Genomic DNA, 16,742 nt, shown 5'->3' with positions numbered 1-16,742 from the left:
TCTCCTCTTACCCTTGCTGCCTGTCGGACCGAGTCTACGTGCGGCTTTTCCTGGCACTCTCGACGCATGGGGTTCAACCACAACGACCACTACCACCCGCTGCTGCTCGACCAGCTGCCTCCCGGCCCCGGCGTGGCGCTGGACGTGGGCTGCGGCGGCGGGCGGTTCGCGCGGCGGCTCGCGGCGACCGGGATGCACGTCGAGGCGATCGACCGGTCCGGCCCGATGATCGAGCTCGCCAGTGCCGCCGGTTCCCCGGGGCCCGGCACGATTTCCTACCGGCAGGCCGACGTGGTCGCCGAAAAGCTGCCGGAGGCGGCGTACGACTTCATCTCCTGCCTCGCGTCGCTCCACCATGTGCCGTTCGACACGGTCACGAAGCTGCGTGACGCGCTGGTCCCGGGCGGTGTGCTGGCCGTGCTCGGCCTCGGCAGGCCCAGCACGTTCGCCGACTACGCGCGGGCCCTCGTGGCCTCCCCGGTCAACGCCGTGGCCAGAGTGATCGTGTACGCGGGCGACCGGCTGAACGGCGGGGTCGATCCGCTGCCGACGGCGCCGATCGCGGAGACCTTCCCGCCGATGAACCGGATCCGGCGCGACGCGGCCCGGCTGCTGCCGGGGAGCAAGGTCCGGAACCTGCTCTTCTACCGCTATCTCCTCGTCTATCGCAGGCCCGAAGACGATCACCCGATGTGACACCCCAAGCGGGTGAAACCGGCGCTCGACCACCCGATCGGCGGCGCCGAGCAGGCCGGATCCGGTTCATTTTTGAGAGGCCATCCAGTCCGGAGATCGGGGTCCTCATGCGCTTCAGACGCGTCCTGTTCGCGGCCGTCTCGACCGTCGTCCTGCTGATCGCCTCCACCACGGCGGCCACCGCCGCCACGCGGTCCTACCGGAATTACGTCGCGCTGGGTGATTCCTACACCTCCGGACCGCTCATCCCGCTCCCCCGCCTCGACCCCCTCTTCTGCGGTAAGTCGACGCAGAACTATCCGTCGATCCTCGCCTCGGCACTGCGGGTCCGCTCCTTCACCGACATCAGCTGCGGCGGCGCCGACACCACCAACATGACGCAACGGCAGAGCGTGACCCTCGGCAGCAACCCGCCCCAGTTCAGCGCCCTGCGCGCGAACACCGACCTGGTCACGGTCGGGATCGGCGGCAACGACTACGGCGTCTTCGGCACGCTGGTCGGCACTTGCCCCACTCTGCGCGCGAGCGATCCCGCGGGGAACCCGTGCCAGGACAGGTTCACCGTCGGCGGTGTCGACACCATCAAGGCCAAGATCGCCGACACCGGCAAGAACGTCGAGAAGGTGCTGGCCGGGATCCACGCCCGCTCGCCGCGCGCCGACGTGCTCGTCGTCGGCTACCCGCGGATCGCGCCGGAACGCGGCTACTGCCCGAAGATCCTGCCCTTCGCCGAGGGCGACTACGCCTGGCTCAACGACGTCGAGAAGGCGTTGAACTCAACGATCGAGAAGGCCGTCGCGGCCGACGGCAAGGCGACCTTCGTGGACACGTTCGGTCCGTCCGCCGGGCACGACGCCTGCGCGCCGAACGGCGCGGCGTGGATCAACGGGCAGCACACGAAGCTGCTCGCCGCGGCGGCTTACCACCCGTATCGCACCGGGATGGCGGGGGTGGCCGGAGTGGTCCTCCGTCACCTCCGCTGAATGCAAGGAAAGGTCCTTTCCTCGCAAATTTTGCAAGGAAAGGACCTTTCATAGCGCTCGTCAGGAGGCGGGGAGGGCGGCCAACCGGGCGTTGATGCGCTCGATGTCCGCGACCGCGGTCTCCTTGCGGGCCCGGATCTTGCCGATCACCGGCTCCGGCGCCTTGTCGATGAAGGCCTGGTTGCCGAGCTTGGCCTCGGCCTGCGCCAGTTCCTTCTCCGCCGCGCCGAGGTCCTTCTGCAGGCGCTTGCGCTCGGCGGCGACGTCGATCGTGCCGGACAGGTCCAGTTCGACGGTGACGACACCGGCCGACAGCCCGACCTCGAGCGACGCGCTCGGCGCGAAGCCGTCTTCGGGCCGCGTGAGCCGGACCAGCGAGCGGATGGGCTCGTCGTGCCCGGTGATCTCGGCGAACCCGTCGCCGGACAGCCGCGCGGCCACCTTCTGGCTGGGCTTGAGGCCCTGGTCCGCGCGGAAGCGGCGGACCTCGGTGACCAGCTTCCGCACGTCCGCGATCCGCTTGTCCGCCACGGGATCGGCGTACGAGGCGTCGGCCACCGGCCACGGGGCGATCACCAGCGACTCGCGGCCGGTCAGCGCCGTCCACAGCTTCTCGGTGATGAACGGGATGAACGGGTGCAGCAGCTTCAGCACCGTGTCGAACACGTGCCCCAGCACCGCGCGCGTCGCCGTCACGCGGGCCTCGTCGCCCTGGAAGACCTGGACCTTCGACAGCTCCAGGTACCAGTCGCACAGCTCCGTCCAGGTGAACTGGTAGAGCGTGTCGGTGGCCTTCGCGAACTGGTAGTCCGCCAGGTACCCGGTGACGTCGTCGACGACGTTGCCGAGCCTGCCGAGGATCCAGCGGTCGGCCTCGGTGAGTTCGGTGGCCGGGGGCAGCGGGGCGTTCGCGTCCGCGCCGTTCATCATCGCGAACTTGGTGGCGTTCCAGAGCTTCGTGGTGAAGTTCCGGGAGCCCGCGACCCACTCCTCGCCGATCGGCACGTCGGTGCCCGGGTTGGCGCCCCGCGTGAGGGTGAAGCGCAGCGCGTCGGTGCCGTACTTGTCCATCCATTCGATGGGGTCGACACCGTTGCCCGCGGTCTTCGACATCTTCTTGCCGAACTGGTCGCGGACCATGCCGTGCAGCGCGATGGTCTTGAACGGCGCCTCGCCGGTGGCGTAGAGGCCGAACATCATCATCCGGACGACCCAGAAGAACAGGATGTCGTAGCCGGTGACCAGCACCGACGTCGGATAGAACTTGTTCAGGTCCGGGGTCTTCTCCGGCCAGCCGAGAGTGGAGAACGGCCACAGGCCCGACGAGAACCAGGTGTCGAGGACGTCCGGGTCCTGGGTCCAGCCCTCGCCCGAAGGCGGCTCCTCGTCCGGTCCGACGCAGACGACCTCGTCGTTCGGGCCGTACCAGACCGGGATGCGGTGGCCCCACCACAGCTGGCGCGAGATGCACCAGTCGTGCAGGTTGTCGACCCAGTCGAAGTAGCGCTTCTCCATCTCCGGCGGGTGGACGTTCACCCGGCCGTCGCGCACCGCGTCGCCGGCGGCCTTGGCGAGCGGGCCGACCTTGACGAACCACTGCAGCGAAAGCCGCGGCTCGATCGGCTCCTTCGACCGCTCGGAATGCCCGACGCTGTGCAGGTACGGACGCTTCTCCGCGACGATGCGGCCCTGCTCGCGCAGCTTCTCCCGCACCGCGACACGGGCTTCGAAACGGTCCATGCCGTCGAACTGGGTACCGGTGCCGTCGATGCGGCCCTGCTCGTCCATGATCGTGATCATCGGCAGGTCGTGGCGCTGGCCGATCTCGAAGTCGTTCGGGTCGTGCGCGGGGGTCACCTTGACCGCGCCGGTGCCGAACTCCGGGTCGACGTGCTTGTCCGCGACGATCGGGATCTTGCGCCCGGTCAGCGGCAGCTCGACCTCGGTGCCGATAAGGTGGGTGTAGCGCTCGTCGTCCGGGTGGACCGCGACGGCGGTGTCGCCGAGCATCGTCTCCATCCGGGTGGTGGCCACGACGATCGCGTTCTCGCCGTCGCCGTAGCGCATCGAGACGAGTTCGCCCTCGACCTCTTCGTGTTTCACCTCGGCGTCGGACAGCACCGACCGCAGCTCCGGCGACCAGTTGACCAGCCGCTCGGCGCGGTAGATCAGGCCGTCGTCGTAGAGCTTCTTGAAGATCGTGTTGACGGCTTTGGACAGGCCGTCGTCCATGGTGAACCGCTCACGGGTCCAGTCCACGCCCTCGCCGAGGCGCTTCATCTGGGCGAGGATCTTGCCGCCGTGCTCGTTCTTCCACTGCCAGACGCGCTCCACGAAGGCCTCACGGCCGAGCTCGCGGCGGCTGGTGCCCTCGGCGCGGAGCTGCTTCTCGACCAGCGCGTGGACCGCGATGCTCGCGTGGTCCATGCCCGGCAGGTACAGCGTCTCGTCGCCGAGCATGCGGTGGTAGCGGGTGATGGCGTCGATCAGGGTGTGCTCGAACGCGTGCCCGATGTGCAGCGAACCGGTCACGTTCGGGGGCGGGATGACTACCGTGAACGGCGGCTTGTCCGACGTGGGGTCGGCCGTGAAGTAGCCGGCGTCTACCCAACGCTGGTAGAGCGAGGCTTCTTCGTCGGCCGGGTTCCAGGTACCCGGAAGGTCGGTCTGCTGCTGCTGGGCGTTCTCGGTCACAGTTGACAAGTCTACGAACCCCCTCTATCGACTTCCTCACCGGCCGTAACGCCCGCCGCTCCCAGCCGATGAGGGGATGTCGTGACGCACTGGGGAGGGGCGGGCTCTTGGAAGACCGGCGGCTGGAGACGCATCCGGATCTGATGGATCCGGATTGGCGCGAGCACGCGGAAGTGGACGCCTGGCTCGGCGCGAAGAGGGACCTCAAGAAGCGGCGGAAACAGTCGTCGCGCCGCGGTTTCCGGGTGTCCGGCGGTCCCGTCCTCGTCCTGGCGCTGATCGCGCTCGTAGTCGCGGCGGTCGTCGTGCACCGGGTACAGGGCCGCGGCGTCAACGACGTCCCCGGCTTCGGGCAGCCTCCGAAGGCTGTCCCAGTGTCCGGCGGGGTCGACCTGAACCGGCCTTATGACCGCACCCCAGCCGCGTACTGGCGTGAAGGCATCGACGGGATCATCGTGCCGCCGGGGCGGGCCGTCGGCGATTTCACCGCCAGGGAGGTCGACGCGGCACACCGGACCGTGACGGAGGCCATCGCGGCGGCCCGGCTGGGTTCCAGGGCACTGCAGTACGCGGACGGCTCGGAACTGCTCCGTTTGCTGACCCCGAACGAACGCGTCCGGCTCGAACCGGCGCTCACCAGCGCGCTCACCGTCGAAAAGGGCAAGTACCTCACCCTCATCGGCCCGAACCGCCTGCTGCAGGTGAGCCCGCGCATGACCGGCTTCCTGACGGCGAAGCCCGGCGAGAAGGGCGAACTGGTCGTTCACGCGAGCTACACGACCGCGTACGCCTTCGACGCGCATCCGGGCGAGGCCCGGTCGCCGTCGGACATCGTCCCGTTCGTCCGCGACGAACAGGACTACGTGATCCGCAAGGCGCCGCCGTTCGCCCAAGCCGACGCCGGGCTCAGTTTCGGCGAAGGCGCGCGCTATCACTCGAACATGGCGTGCGACGCGTCCAAGGCCGGCCTCCTCGCACCCCAGTACGCTGACAAGAGCAAACCCGTCGACGGAGCGCCCGTGGTCGACGAAGTGGACACCTACGACCCGACGAAACCCCTCCCATCGACGGGTAACTGCGGGTAGCGGCCGACACGGGGGAAGAGGACGAGATGGACGAAGAGGACCGGCGGATCGAGACCCACCCGGACCTGGTCGACCCGAACTGGCAGAAGCACGCAGAGCTGGACGCCTGGCTGGGTGCGAAGAAGGAGCTCAAGAAGAAGCGCCGCAAGCAGCGCAAGGCGGCCGCGGCCTCCGGTGGCGGCTACTCCGCGCCGGGGACGAGCCGGTGGCCGGGCATCGCCGCGATCGTCGGCCTGATCGTGCTGGTCGTGGCCGCGGTAACGGTGAACGCGGTGCAGGAGCGCGGCGTCAACGAGACACCGTGGTTCCCGCTGGACGAATCGCAGATCACCCGGCTCGCCACCGACGCCTGACCCCTCGGTCGCGCGCGGGAGCGGCAAGGCGCACGATGGGGTCATGACCCGCGAAGCACCCGCGAACGACGTTGACGAGACACAGCTCGAGGTCGGGAAACCGAAGAGCTGGGCGGCCGGGATCCCCGGGGTCGCCGTCTCCCTGATGCGCGGCATGGAACAGATGGGCGCCGCGCGCACGGTGAAGACGCTGCGCCTGCTGAACCAGCGCGACGGCTTCGACTGTCCCGGTTGCGCCTGGCCGGAGCCGCGCGAGGTCGACGGCGAGCACCGCAAACTCGCGGAGTTCTGCGAGAACGGTGCGAAGGCCGTCGCCGAGGAGGCGACGAAGCGCCGCGTCGGCCGCGAGTTCTTCGCCGCGCACTCCATTCAGGAACTGGCCGGGAAGACGGACTACTGGCTCGGCCAGCAGGGCCGCATCACCGAGCCGTTCGTGCTGCGCGAAGGCGCGACGCATTACGAGCCGATCTCCTGGGACGACGCGTTCACGCTGGTCGCGGACGAGCTTCGCGCGCTGCAGGACCCGAACGAGGCGATCTTCTACACCTCCGGCCGCACCAGCAACGAGGCCGCGTTCCTCTACCAGCTGCTCGTGCGCTCCTTCGGCACCAACAACCTCCCCGACTGCTCCAACATGTGCCACGAGTCCTCTGGCGCGGCCCTCGCGGCCACGACCGGGATCGGCAAGGGCTCGGTGTCGCTCGCCGACATCCACAAGGCGGACCTGATCGTGGTGGTCGGCCAGAACCCGGGCACCAACCATCCGCGCATGCTGTCCGCGCTGGAGGAGGCCAAGGGCAACGGCGCGAAGATCATGGCGGTCAACCCGCTGCCCGAAGCCGGTCTGATGCGGTTCAAGAACCCGCAGAACGTCCGCGGCGTGGTCGGCAAGGGCACCCCGCTGGCCGACGAGTTCGCGCAGATCCGGCTCGGCGGCGACCTCGCGCTGTTCCAGGCGATCGGTCATCTGCTGCTGAAGTGGGAAGAGGAGACTCCCGGCACGATCGTCGACCGCGCGTTCGTCGAGTCGTCCACCGAGGGGTTCGAGGACTACGCGAAGCATCTGCGGGAGATCGACTGGACCGAGGTCGGCGCCGCGACCGGGCTGCCGCGGGAGCAGATCGAGCGGCTGGCACGGATGATCGCGACGTCGAAGCGGACCATCTACTGCTGGGCGATGGGCCTGACCCAGCACAAGCACGCGGTGCAGACGATCTCCGAGATCGCGAACCTGGCGCTGGTGCGCGGCATGATCGGCGAACCGGGCGCGGGCCTGTGCCCGGTGCGCGGACACTCCAACGTCCAGGGCGACCGGACGATGGGCATCTGGGAGAAGATGCCCGAGTCCTTTATGGACAGTCTTGACGCCGAGTTCGGCATCAAGGTGCCGCGGGAGCACGGCCACGACACCGTCGCCGCGATCCGCGCGATGCGGGACGGCAAGGGCAAGGTCTTCTTCGCCGTCGGCGGCAACTTCGCGTCCGCCACCCCGGACACGGAGCTGACCGAGAAGGCGCTCAAGTCGTGCTCCCTGACCGCGCACGTGTCGACGAAGCTCAATCGCTCGCACGTCGTCCCGGGCAAGACCGCGTTGATCCTGCCCACCCTCGGCCGCACGGAACGCGATGTCCAGGCCGGCGGCGAGCAGTTCGTCACCGTCGAGGACTCGATGTCGCAGGTGCACACCTCACGCGGCAGGCTGGCCCCGGCCAGTGAGCACCTGCTCTCCGAAGTCGCGATCATCTGTCATCTCGCGGAAGCCCTGCTCGGTGCCGGGCACGCGGTGCCGTGGCGGGACTTCCACGCCGACTACGACCTCATCCGCGACCGGATCGCCCGCGTCGTCCCCGGCTGCCATGACTACAACGCCCGGGTGCGCGAGCCCGACGGGTTCGTCCTCCCGCACGCGCCGCGCGATTCCCGGCAGTTCAACGGAACCGCGAACGGCAAGGCGAACTTCACCGTCTCCGAACTCGAATACCCCGAGGTGCCCGAAGGCAGGCTGCTGCTGCAGACGATGCGCAGCCACGACCAGTACAACACCACCATCTACGGCCTTTCCGACCGCTACCGCGGCATCGAGGACGCGCGGCGCGTGGTGCTCGTGAACCCCGAGGACCTGGTCTCGCTCGGGCTCGCCGACGGCGCGATGGTCGACCTGGTCTCGGAATGGCGGGACGGCGACCGCCGGGCCCCGCGGTTCCGGGTGGTCTCCTATCCGACGGCGAAGGGCTGCGCGGCGGCGTACTTCCCCGAGGCGAACGCGTTGGTGCCGCTGGATTCGGTGGCGGACAAGTCGAACACCCCGGTGTCGAAGGCGATCGTGGTGCGGCTGGAGCCGGTGACCGCACCTTAGGCTGCCCGGTCGGCGGTGTCGGGCGGGCTTGGCCGGGGTCCACCGTGAAGTGGCCAACCCACTTCGCGGAAAGGCCTCGCGCCGCCGGAGATCCTGTCGTTCGCGCGGCAAATCGATCTCGAGTGCTACGCCCTGCGCGTCCTCGGCATCCCACCATCCCGTTCCCGCTGACGCTGGGCCATCTCAATCCGGTGCCGGCCGACCGGCCGAAGGTGGACGTCAGCACCGAACCGTCCAGGTGGGCCTTCCGGTGGCGAAGAACGGCAAGGTCCCGCCGGGGGAATGAGCTCGCTCAGTTGATGCACCCGGTGTCGTCGGAGGTGATGGGCTCGTCGGTCCGGACCCCGGCCGCCCCGCCACCCGAAGACACGCCCGGTCCCTTGTAGACCTGGCCGAGGACGACCTGGACATGGCCCGCCGGAACGGAATCGGCCTTCTGGGTTTCCAGCCCGCCGAGCAGCTTCGCGATCTCCGTGGCGGGCCCGGACGCGTCGCTGAACCGGACGACGGAGGTCCGTCGTCCGGTGTCGGCCGTCGCCTCGCCCTTGCCGAATCCCTTCTCCGCCAGGAGATCCGAGACGCGAGCGGCCAGGCCGTCCTTGCCGCTCGCGTTGACGACGTCGACCTTGGGGCCGGCGGGCGCCTGCGACGTCGTGGGCTGGGCACCGATCAGGGACGCGGCGAAGGCCCGCACCTGGGCGGGGTCCACCTGCACGGCGGTCGCGGTCGGTTGCCTGGGGTTGTAGCGGTAGTCGGGGTTGACCACGGGAATCGTGTCGAAGGCGATGCCGCCGCCGGTGACGCCTCGCATCTGCCGGACGAAGTCGAGCAGGTCCCACGAGCCGTCGAGCACGACCGAACGTTTCACCGCGTCGATCAGTTCGGAGAGACGGGCCGGGTTGGCGAGCGTCCCGGCGGAGAGCACCTGCTTCGCCAGCCCGGCGAGGAACACCTGCTGACGGCGGACGCGGTCGAGGTCGCTGCGGGGCAGATCCTCGCGCTGGCGGACGAAGGCGAGCGCGTCAGCGCCCTGGATCGTCTGCTTGCCCGCCTTGAAGTTCGCACCGGACTTGATGTCCTTGGTGTCCCGCTTCAGGCACACCTCGACGCCGCCGACGGCCTTGCTGATGTCGTAGAAACTCTGCAGGTTGACCTCGGCGAAGTGATCGATCTTGACTCCGGTGAGGTCCTCGACCGCCTTCAAGGTCGCCTTCCGCGCGGCCGTGATCGCCACCTTGTCGATCTCCGCCTTGTCGGTCTTGCCCGCCTCGCGCTGCGCACTCGCCGAGGCGAACTTGGCGTGACCGAAGATCCCGTTGATCTTGGTCTTGTCCTTCGTCCCCGGCTCCGCGACCCAAGAGTCGCGCGGGATGGAGAAGGCCTTCACCGCCTTCTGGCCGTTGGGGATGCGGAGCACGATGAGCGTGTCGGTCAGGTCGTCGCCGTTCGCACCCACGCGCAGTTCACGCAGCATCTCCGGGGACAGCGGGTTGCCGTGCTCGTCGGTCCGCGAATCGCGCCCGACCAGCAGGATGTCCAGCGAACCGTCGGCGGGCTGTTCCCCCGGGTCCGGCGCTTCGATCACGTCTTCGCGGGTCACGCCGTCCAGCGACTCCAGCGTCGTGTATCCGTACGCGGTCCCGCCGAACACCGCCACCGCGAGCGCGGCGATCAGGACCTTCCCCAGCTTGTGCACGTTCCTTGGACGCGCGGGAGGCCGTCAGTGCTGCATGAGTGATCCAGTTCACATCCGCAGATGCGACGCGCCGTTCAGGTCGAGGATCGCGCCGGACGCCCACGTGGCCTCGGCGGAAGCGAGGTAGACCACCGCCGCCGCGACCTCCTCCGGCGTGCCGACCCGGCCGAACGGGCTCTCGCCGCTCGCGCCTTCGACCTTCGCCGCGACCCGGTCCGTCGCGGTGAAACCGGGCGCGACCGAGGTCACCGCGATCCCGTGCGGGGCGAGGGCGACGGCGAGCGACTGCCCGAGCGAGTGCAGCGCGGCCTTGCTCGCGCCGTACGCCGGGAACTCGGGCTCGCCCTTGAAGGCGCCCCGCGAGCCGATGTTGACCACCCTGCCTGCCTCTGCGCGCTCGATCATGTGCCGGGTCACGCAGTAGGTCACGTTCGCGGTGCCGAGCACGTTGACGTCGAGCATCCGCCGCCAGGCCCGCTGCCAGTCCTCATAGGACACTTCCGCGAGGGGATGGGCGACCGCCGCGGACGGCGCGAAGGCGGCGTTGTTCACCAGGACATCGACGCCGTCCACCAGCGCCTCCGCCTCGTCGGCGACCCGCTGCGCCACTTCGGGATCCGAGAGGTCGCCCTGGACCAGCCCGTGGCCGGAACCGCGCAGCTCGCCGAGGGTCCGCTCGGCGTCCTCCCGCTTCGAGGCGTAGTGGACGGCGACTCGGTCGCCCTTTTCCGCGAAGGCCCGCGCGATCGCCCGGCCGATACCGCGCGACGCCCCGGTCACCAGAACTCCCACGAGCAGACCTTAGCCGCCGAAGAGCTGGACGACCTTCCGGAACAGTTCGTAGACGCCGTAGGCGAACGGAACCGCGACCCACAGCCAGGCGAAGACCATCAGTCCGGTGCGGCGGCGTTCGGGGGCCTGTCCGGTCATCGGGCCTCACTCCTCGCGGGCTCGCCGGACGACGCCGGCTCGTGGTACTTCGGCTTGACCGGGCGCACCAGTTCGTTGGCCACGAAGCCGACGACCAGCAGGCCGATCATGATGAACAGCGACGTCGTGTAGAGGTCGGGGCCGACCTTGCCCGCCGCCTTCTGGCTGTCGGAGATGGCGTTGACGATGAGCGGCCCGAGCACCCCCGCCATCGACCACGCGGTCAGCAGCCTGCCGTGGATCGCGCCCACCTGGTAGGTGCCGAAGAGGTCCTTCAGGTACGCGGGCACGGTCGCGAAGCCGCCGCCGTAGAACGACAGGATCAGCATGGCGCACAGGACGAACACGAGCTTCGACGCGTTGGTGGTCAGCGCGATCACCAGGTACAGCAGCGCGCCGGCACCGAGGTAGAGCCGGTAGATGTTCTTGCGCCCCACCAGATCCGAAGTGGACGACCAGACGAACCGGCCGAGCATGTTGGTCAGCGAGAGCAACGCGACGAACCCGGCCGCGGCGGCGGTGCCGACCGGTGTCGAGGTCTCGCGGAAGAAGTCCGCGATCATCGGCGACGCCTTCTCCAGGATGCCGATGCCCGCGGTCACGTTGAAGCACAGGACCACCCAGAGCAGCCAGAACTGCGGTGTCCTGAGGGCGTTGCGCGCCGACACGTTCGCGGTGGTGATCATCGCGTTGCCGTGGTCGGTCTTCGGTTCCCAGCCGGACGGCTTCCAGCCGTCGGCGGGAACCCGGACCAGCAGGATGCCGAGGGTCATGAAGACCGCGTAGACCAGGCCGTGCACGAGGAAGGCCGTCGCGACGGTTCCGACCGACCACGGCGCCGCGCCCAGCATCTGCGAGGACCACGGAGAGGCGATCAGCGCACCACCGCCGAAGCCCATGATCGCGATCCCGGTCGCCATCCCCGGCCGGTCCGGGAACCATTTGATCAGCGTCGACACCGGCGAGATGTAGCCGATGCCGAGCCCGATTCCGCCGATCCCGCCCCAGCCGAGGACGACGAGCCAATACTGCGATGTCGCCACGCCGAGCGCGGAAAGCAGGAAACCCGAGCTGAAACAGACCATCGAGACGAACATCGCCCAGCGCGGCCCGTTGCGTTCGACCAGCGTCCCGCCGAACGCGGCCGACAGCCCGAGCATCACGATGCCGAGCTGGAACGGCAGAGCGCTTTCCGTTCCGCTGAGCCCGAGGGTCTTCTCCAACGGCGGTTTGAAGACGCTCCACGCGTACGCCTGCCCGATCGACAAGTGGACGGCCAGCGCGGCGGGCGGCACCAGCCAGCGGCTCCAGCCCGGCGATGCGACGATGCGGGAACGGTCCAGGAAGCCGACAGCCATCCGGCGCCTCCGTACTCTGAGGATGTGCACTGGGAATGTATTACTTAATTCCCGACGTTGCAGTACTCAAGTGTCGAACAATCGGTCAGAAGGGTGGACAAGTGGGCAGGGTGACGGTGCGGCGTCCGGTGCGGAAGATCTCCGCGGCGAAGGACGTACGGCGGCCCGACGTGCTCGCGGCCGAAGAACCGCTGGAGATCCGCGTCGGCGGCAAGGCACTCGCGGTCACCATGCGGACACCCGGCAACGACGTGGAACTGGCGCACGGGTTCCTGCTGTCGGAGGGCGTGCTCACCTCGCGCGAGGACGTCGCGGTCGCGCGGTACTGCGACGGCGTCGACGACCAGGGCCGCAACACCTACAACGTCTTGGACATCGCGCTGGCCGATGGGGTGGCTCCGCCGGAGACGGGCGTCGAGCGGAACTTCTACACCACGTCCTCGTGCGGCGTCTGCGGCAAGGCCGCGCTCGACGCGGTGAAACTGAAGAGCCGGTTTTCGCCGGAGAAGTCCGAGTTCGCGGTGAGCACCGGAGTGCTGTCGAAACTCCCGGACACGCTTCGCGCACACCAAAAGGTCTTCTCCAGCACCGGCGGGCTGCACGCGGCCGCCCTGTTCGACGGTGACGGGAACCTCGCCGTCGTCCGCGAAGACGTCGGCAGGCACAACGCCGTCGACAAGGTCCTCGGCTGGGCGCTGCAGGAGAGCCGGATCCCCGCGTCGGACGTCGGACTGCTGGTGTCCGGCCGCGCCTCGTTCGAACTGGTGCAGAAGGCCGCCATGGCCGGGATCGGCCTGCTGGCGGCGGTTTCCGCGCCGTCGTCGCTGGCCGCGGAACTGGCCGACGAGAACGGCATGACCCTCATCGGTTTCCTGCGTGGCGACAGCATGAACCTCTACAGCGGCGAACAGCGGGTGCTCGGCCTCGTGAGTGGTAACGACGGTTAGAGAGGGGAAGGTCAAATGTGGCGTGCTGCGCGCTGGAGGCCCGGCCTGCCGGACTGATCGCGACCCCACTGTCTACAAAGGACACAAAAACACCCCGCGTGCCCGATTTGGGCGCTTTGTGCGGGAGTCGTGAGTGGCGATTCGGGTTCTAACCGTCTTTACCACTCACGACCCCGGCAAGAAGCGGACATCATGACATCAATCGGGCGCGCAATCGGCGTGAAGCCGCCCAGGTGGACACGTCACGCCGGAGCCGGCCGGCAAGCCAGTCCGGAACCCTGTTGTCCAGCGCGGCGATTTCATCACGAAGTCGGCGAAGACGGCCCGCGTGACAGGGAGTCGATCACGCCACGTTTGCCCTTCCCCCCGTTAGAACCGTCCTTACCACTCACGAGGACCTTTACTCGGAGGCGACCCAGTTGCCGTGGAAGCCGTTCGGGACCCGGTCCGGCAGGTGCACGGCACCGACGGTCTCCAGGGTCCCCGCGTCCAAAATGGTCAGCTCGCTCTTCTGCGTCGCGGCGTCGTAGACGAAGCCCATCAGCACGCCCTCGTCCTCCCCTGCGTCCACAGAGGACGGAACGAAGACGAACTCCCCCACCTGGCTGCCCGCACCGAATTCCCTCGAAGCGACCGAACGGTTCCACAGGTCGTGCTTGAGCAGTGCACCGGAGGACGCCGATCCGTCCCTTGTGGACACCGAGTAGCCGTAGCGGTGCCGCCGTCCCACCAAACGCTCGTCGACACGCGGGAACTCCTGCCCCTGGTCGTCGAGGCGTTCTTCGACGACCTTGCCGACGGTCAGGTCGATGGTCCAGCGATCCAGGGTCGGCGGGCCCTCTGCGGGTCCGAGCAGTTCCGTGTCGAACATCTTCGGGTGCCGGACGACGTCCAGCACGATGTCGTCGCCGTCGTCGTAGGCGTTCATCGGGTGGAAGACGTAGCACGGCTCGATCTCGAACCAGCGGACGTCGCCGTTGCCGCCGTCGCGCGGCATGACCCCGATCCGCGCCGGGTACCTCGGGTTCCAGCGGTACGGCAGGCCCGCGTTGCCCGAGATCCGCTGACGCAGCTTCGCCCCGAAGGGATCCGGCACCTTCACCTTGCCCACCAACGCGGACATCACGAGCCGCGCGGGCGCGCGCAGGACCGACGGCACGGACGCGGCGACGGCCTGGTCACTGTCGAAGGTGACCGGGAGGTCGTAGAAGACCACGTGCTTCTCGGTCAGGGAGAAGTCGTGCATCATCGGCGAGCCGGCGACCTCGATGTCGACCGTGCGGCGCGCACGGCCTTGCGCGTCGATCACCGAGTACTGGACCTTGTTGCCCGAACCGAAGAAGTACGACACGGCGTGCAGTTCGCCGGTCTCCGGATCACGCTTCGGATGGGCGGTGTAGCCGCCCGGCAGCGTGCCGTCGAAGTCGCAGGCACCGACGGTGTCGAGTTCGTCGGTCAGTTCGAAGCTGGTCGCGCCGCCTTCGATCAGCGCGAGGGTCTTACCCGCATGGCCGATCACGTTCGTGTTGGCCCCCAGGGACGCGGTCACACCGCCGCCCCAGCTCTCGCCAAGCTCCCCGGACAGCCGCGGATTGCGCACCCAGCGGTTGCGGTACCACTCGGCGCGGCCGTCCCGCAGCCGGACGCCGTGCACCATGCCGTCGCCCATGAACCAGTGGTAGGTCGCCGGGTCCACTTCGGACAGCGGGTTCGGCCCGTTCCTCAGATAGCGCCCGTCCAGGTACTCCGGGACATGCCCGGTGACGCGCAGTTCGGTGATCGTGTGCTCACGGCTGACCGGGGCGAAGTTGCCTTCGAGGAACTTGTTGCCCATAACTGGCCCCCTAGCGCTGGAATAACGATGTTATATACTCGTTTATAACAGGGTTATGAGACACTGGCAAGCATGGCACCGAAACCCTCCGCCGCCGAGGTCAAGGCCAAGCTGATCGAGGCGGCGATCCGGCTGCTCTCGGACGGCGGCCCCGAGGCGCTCCAGGCCCGCAAGCTGGCGGCCGAGATCGGCGCGTCGACCATGGCCGTGTACACCCATTTCGGCGGGATGGGCGCGCTGGTGGACGAGGTCGCGCGCGAGGGGTTCCGGCGGCTGTCGGCGAATCTGGGCGAAGTCGGGGAAACCGACGACCCGGTGGCCGACATCCTCACCCTGGCGCTGGCGTACCGGCGGACCGTGGTGGACAACCCGCAGCTCTACGCGGTGGCCTTCGGCCAGAGCCAGCCCAGCGGGCAAAAGGCGGCGCTGGGCGACATGACCAAAGAGGAGACCCGCCAGAACGCCAGCGAAGAGGGCATCGAGGCGTTCGGCTTCCTCGTCCGCGCGGCGAAGCGGGTGACCGACACGGGCCGGTTCCGCCCGGCCCCGGAGTTCGCGGTCGCCGCCCAGCTCTGGAGCGCCGTGCACGGCTACATCACGCTGGAGGTCGCCGGCCACTTCGGCGACGGCGACAATGGTGTGGACCACATCCTGATTCCCCTGGCCACCGCCCTCGGCGTGGGTCTCGGCGACACTTACGAGGCCGCGACGCGGTCCGCGCGGATCTCGATCGAGGCCTGGCGCGCGAAAGAGGGAAACATCGGCACCTGATCCGGCGATACCCCGGTCACAGGTCGGTGAATCGTGCAACCTTCGAGCGGAAACGCTCGTCTGACCTGGTGGAAGCTCACGGGGGAACGGGGATCGGTGATCGAGGACGACCAGGGGCACACGACGCTGCCGGGGGTGGACGGCGCCCGCCGGTGGCTGAGCCGTCGTTCCGTGCTGATCGCCGGCGCCTCCGGTCTCGGAGTCGCCGGGCTCGCGGCCGGAACGGCCACCGGAGCCCTCCCGTTCAGCGAAGCGCTCCAGCGGGCACTCGGCGTCGCGTCGCCGACGCCGGCCACCCAGCTGGGCAAGCCCCGCGTCGAACGCGTCTACTCCGAAGCCCGCGGCCGCGAGGTCGATCTCGTGCTCATGCTGCCGACCAAGGCACCGCCCAAGGGCCTGCCGATGTCGCTGATGCTGCACGGTCTCCACGGCACCGCCCGCCACGCGGCCCCGACCGGGCTGCTCAAGCAGCTCAGCAGCGACGTCGCGCGCAAGGCGGTCCCCCCGTTCGGCTTCGTCGCCGTCGACGGCGGTGACCACTACTGGCACGAGAACCAGCCCGGTGACAACCCGATGGCGATGCTGCTCGAAGAGGTCCCTCGCTGGCTGGCCGCACGCGGCCTCGGCGGCCGGGACGGGCAGCCATTCGCCGCCACCGGGCTTTCGATGGGTGGCTTCGGCGCGCTGCTGTACACCCGGCGCCGCCTGGAACGCCGTCGTCCGCCCGCCGCGGTCGCGGCGCTCGCGCCCGCGCTGATCACGTCGTGGGCCGAGATGAGCAAACGGCGCGCGTTCCGTGACGCCGCCGACTGGGGCTCACTGGATCCGTTGCGCCACATCGATGTCACCAAGAGTGTGCCGACCGGCATCTGGTGCGGGACCGAGGACCCGTTCATCGGCGGGGTGCGGAAGTTCATCTCCGAAGCGCGTCCCGTGGTCGCGCACACCGCGCGCGGCAAGCACGGCGACACCTTCAACCGCACGGTCGTGCCGAGCCTGATCGCGTTCCTCGGCAAGCACGTCCCGAAGCACGCCTGAA

At 68.8% G+C, this 16,742-nt stretch carries 14 protein-coding genes; 8 read left to right on the top strand and 6 right to left on the bottom strand.

What is annotated here, in order from left to right; genetic code table 11:
* Positions 1 to 66 precede the first annotated feature (66 nt).
* The gene (locus AC069I_RS25500; RefSeq protein ID WP_340685508.1) at positions 67 to 696 is read left to right on the top strand and encodes a class I SAM-dependent methyltransferase; all 630 of its coding nucleotides are present in this window, start codon (positions 67 to 69) and stop codon (positions 694 to 696) included.
* 107 nt (positions 697 to 803) lie between these two features.
* On the top strand, positions 804 to 1,679 hold the full coding sequence (locus AC069I_RS25495; protein WP_478266545.1) for an SGNH/GDSL hydrolase family protein: 876 nt from the start codon (positions 804 to 806) through the stop codon (positions 1,677 to 1,679).
* A gap of 60 nt (positions 1,680 to 1,739) precedes the next feature.
* Here AC069I_RS25495 and AC069I_RS25490 read toward each other — a convergent pair whose 3' ends face one another.
* A complete protein-coding gene (locus AC069I_RS25490) occupies positions 1,740 to 4,373 on the bottom strand; it encodes a valine--tRNA ligase (RefSeq protein WP_478266544.1) in 2,634 nt (877 codons plus the stop codon).
* 107 nt (positions 4,374 to 4,480) lie between these two features.
* Here AC069I_RS25490 and AC069I_RS25485 point away from each other — a divergent pair, with 107 nt between their 5' ends.
* From AC069I_RS25485 to AC069I_RS25475, 3 genes are read left to right on the top strand one after another with little or no spacing between them, the layout of a single operon-like run.
* Entirely contained in the window at positions 4,481 to 5,458 is a 978-nt protein-coding gene (locus AC069I_RS25485) for a hypothetical protein (protein WP_478266543.1), read from the top strand.
* A 26-nt stretch (positions 5,459 to 5,484) separates the two neighbouring features.
* Positions 5,485 to 5,811: a hypothetical protein gene (locus tag AC069I_RS25480; protein ID WP_478227649.1), complete on the top strand. Its 327-nt coding sequence runs from the start codon at positions 5,485 to 5,487 to the stop codon at positions 5,809 to 5,811.
* A 43-nt stretch (positions 5,812 to 5,854) separates the two neighbouring features.
* Positions 5,855 to 8,167 carry an FdhF/YdeP family oxidoreductase gene (locus AC069I_RS25475; protein WP_478227648.1) on the top strand — a complete coding sequence of 771 codons (2,313 nt, stop codon included), beginning with the start codon at positions 5,855 to 5,857 and terminating at the stop codon, positions 8,165 to 8,167.
* A 292-nt stretch (positions 8,168 to 8,459) separates the two neighbouring features.
* On the opposite strand, the gene AC069I_RS25470 is transcribed toward AC069I_RS25475, so the two are convergent.
* The 4 genes from AC069I_RS25470 to AC069I_RS25455 are packed head-to-tail and all read right to left on the bottom strand — an operon-like array spanning position 8,460 to position 12,151.
* Positions 8,460 to 9,863, bottom strand: coding sequence for an LCP family protein (locus tag AC069I_RS25470; RefSeq protein WP_478266542.1), 1,404 nt, complete (start codon positions 9,861 to 9,863; stop codon positions 8,460 to 8,462).
* A 48-nt stretch (positions 9,864 to 9,911) separates the two neighbouring features.
* Positions 9,912 to 10,655: an SDR family NAD(P)-dependent oxidoreductase gene (locus tag AC069I_RS25465; RefSeq protein WP_478266541.1), complete on the bottom strand. Its 744-nt coding sequence runs from the start codon at positions 10,653 to 10,655 to the stop codon at positions 9,912 to 9,914.
* 9 nt (positions 10,656 to 10,664) lie between these two features.
* Entirely contained in the window at positions 10,665 to 10,793 is a 129-nt protein-coding gene (locus AC069I_RS25460; protein WP_340685516.1) for an MFS transporter small subunit, read from the bottom strand.
* Positions 10,790 to 12,151 carry an L-lactate MFS transporter gene (locus tag AC069I_RS25455; protein WP_478227645.1) on the bottom strand — a complete coding sequence of 454 codons (1,362 nt, stop codon included), beginning with the start codon at positions 12,149 to 12,151 and terminating at the stop codon, positions 10,790 to 10,792. The genes AC069I_RS25460 and AC069I_RS25455 overlap by 4 nt, the downstream gene beginning before the upstream one ends.
* 101 nt (positions 12,152 to 12,252) lie before the next feature.
* On the opposite strand from AC069I_RS25455, the gene fdhD reads away from it, so the two are divergent.
* Positions 12,253 to 13,098 carry a formate dehydrogenase accessory sulfurtransferase FdhD gene (gene fdhD / locus AC069I_RS25450; RefSeq protein ID WP_478266540.1) on the top strand — a complete coding sequence of 282 codons (846 nt, stop codon included), beginning with the start codon at positions 12,253 to 12,255 and terminating at the stop codon, positions 13,096 to 13,098.
* Between the two features lie 400 nt (positions 13,099 to 13,498).
* Here fdhD and AC069I_RS25445 read toward each other — a convergent pair whose 3' ends face one another.
* Positions 13,499 to 14,932 carry a carotenoid oxygenase family protein gene (locus AC069I_RS25445; RefSeq protein WP_478266539.1) on the bottom strand — a complete coding sequence of 478 codons (1,434 nt, stop codon included), beginning with the start codon at positions 14,930 to 14,932 and terminating at the stop codon, positions 13,499 to 13,501.
* A 72-nt stretch (positions 14,933 to 15,004) separates the two neighbouring features.
* Here AC069I_RS25445 and AC069I_RS25440 point away from each other — a divergent pair, with 72 nt between their 5' ends.
* Positions 15,005 to 15,703 (top strand): TetR/AcrR family transcriptional regulator, encoded by a 699-nt coding sequence (locus AC069I_RS25440; RefSeq protein WP_478266538.1) that lies wholly within the window; start codon positions 15,005 to 15,007, stop codon positions 15,701 to 15,703.
* A gap of 96 nt (positions 15,704 to 15,799) precedes the next feature.
* On the top strand, positions 15,800 to 16,741 hold the full coding sequence (locus tag AC069I_RS25435; protein ID WP_478227641.1) for an alpha/beta hydrolase: 942 nt from the start codon (positions 15,800 to 15,802) through the stop codon (positions 16,739 to 16,741).
* Position 16,742: the final 1 nt, after the last annotated feature.

It is taken from the genome of Amycolatopsis sp. NPDC043885 (genome assembly GCF_056435685.1).
Note: the sequence above shows the minus strand (reverse complement) of the source record. Positions and strands in the feature narration are given on the sequence as shown.

Excerpts from the sequence above, each read along its gene's own strand:
- AC069I_RS25480 (WP_478227649.1), top strand. The coding sequence starts at position 5,485 with ATGGACGAAGAGGACCGGCGGATCGAGACCCACCCGGACCTGGTCGAC.
- AC069I_RS25455 (WP_478227645.1), bottom strand. The coding sequence starts at position 12,151 with ATGGCTGTCGGCTTCCTGGACCGTTCCCGCATCGTCGCATCGCCGGGC.
- AC069I_RS25460 (WP_340685516.1), bottom strand. The coding sequence starts at position 10,793 with ATGACCGGACAGGCCCCCGAACGCCGCCGCACCGGACTGATGGTCTTC.
- AC069I_RS25445 (WP_478266539.1), bottom strand. The coding sequence starts at position 14,932 with ATGGGCAACAAGTTCCTCGAAGGCAACTTCGCCCCGGTCAGCCGTGAG.
- AC069I_RS25440 (WP_478266538.1), top strand. The coding sequence starts at position 15,005 with ATGGCACCGAAACCCTCCGCCGCCGAGGTCAAGGCCAAGCTGATCGAG.
- AC069I_RS25495 (WP_478266545.1), top strand. The coding sequence starts at position 804 with ATGCGCTTCAGACGCGTCCTGTTCGCGGCCGTCTCGACCGTCGTCCTG.
- AC069I_RS25475 (WP_478227648.1), top strand. The coding sequence starts at position 5,855 with ATGACCCGCGAAGCACCCGCGAACGACGTTGACGAGACACAGCTCGAG.
- AC069I_RS25500 (WP_340685508.1), top strand. The coding sequence starts at position 67 with ATGGGGTTCAACCACAACGACCACTACCACCCGCTGCTGCTCGACCAG.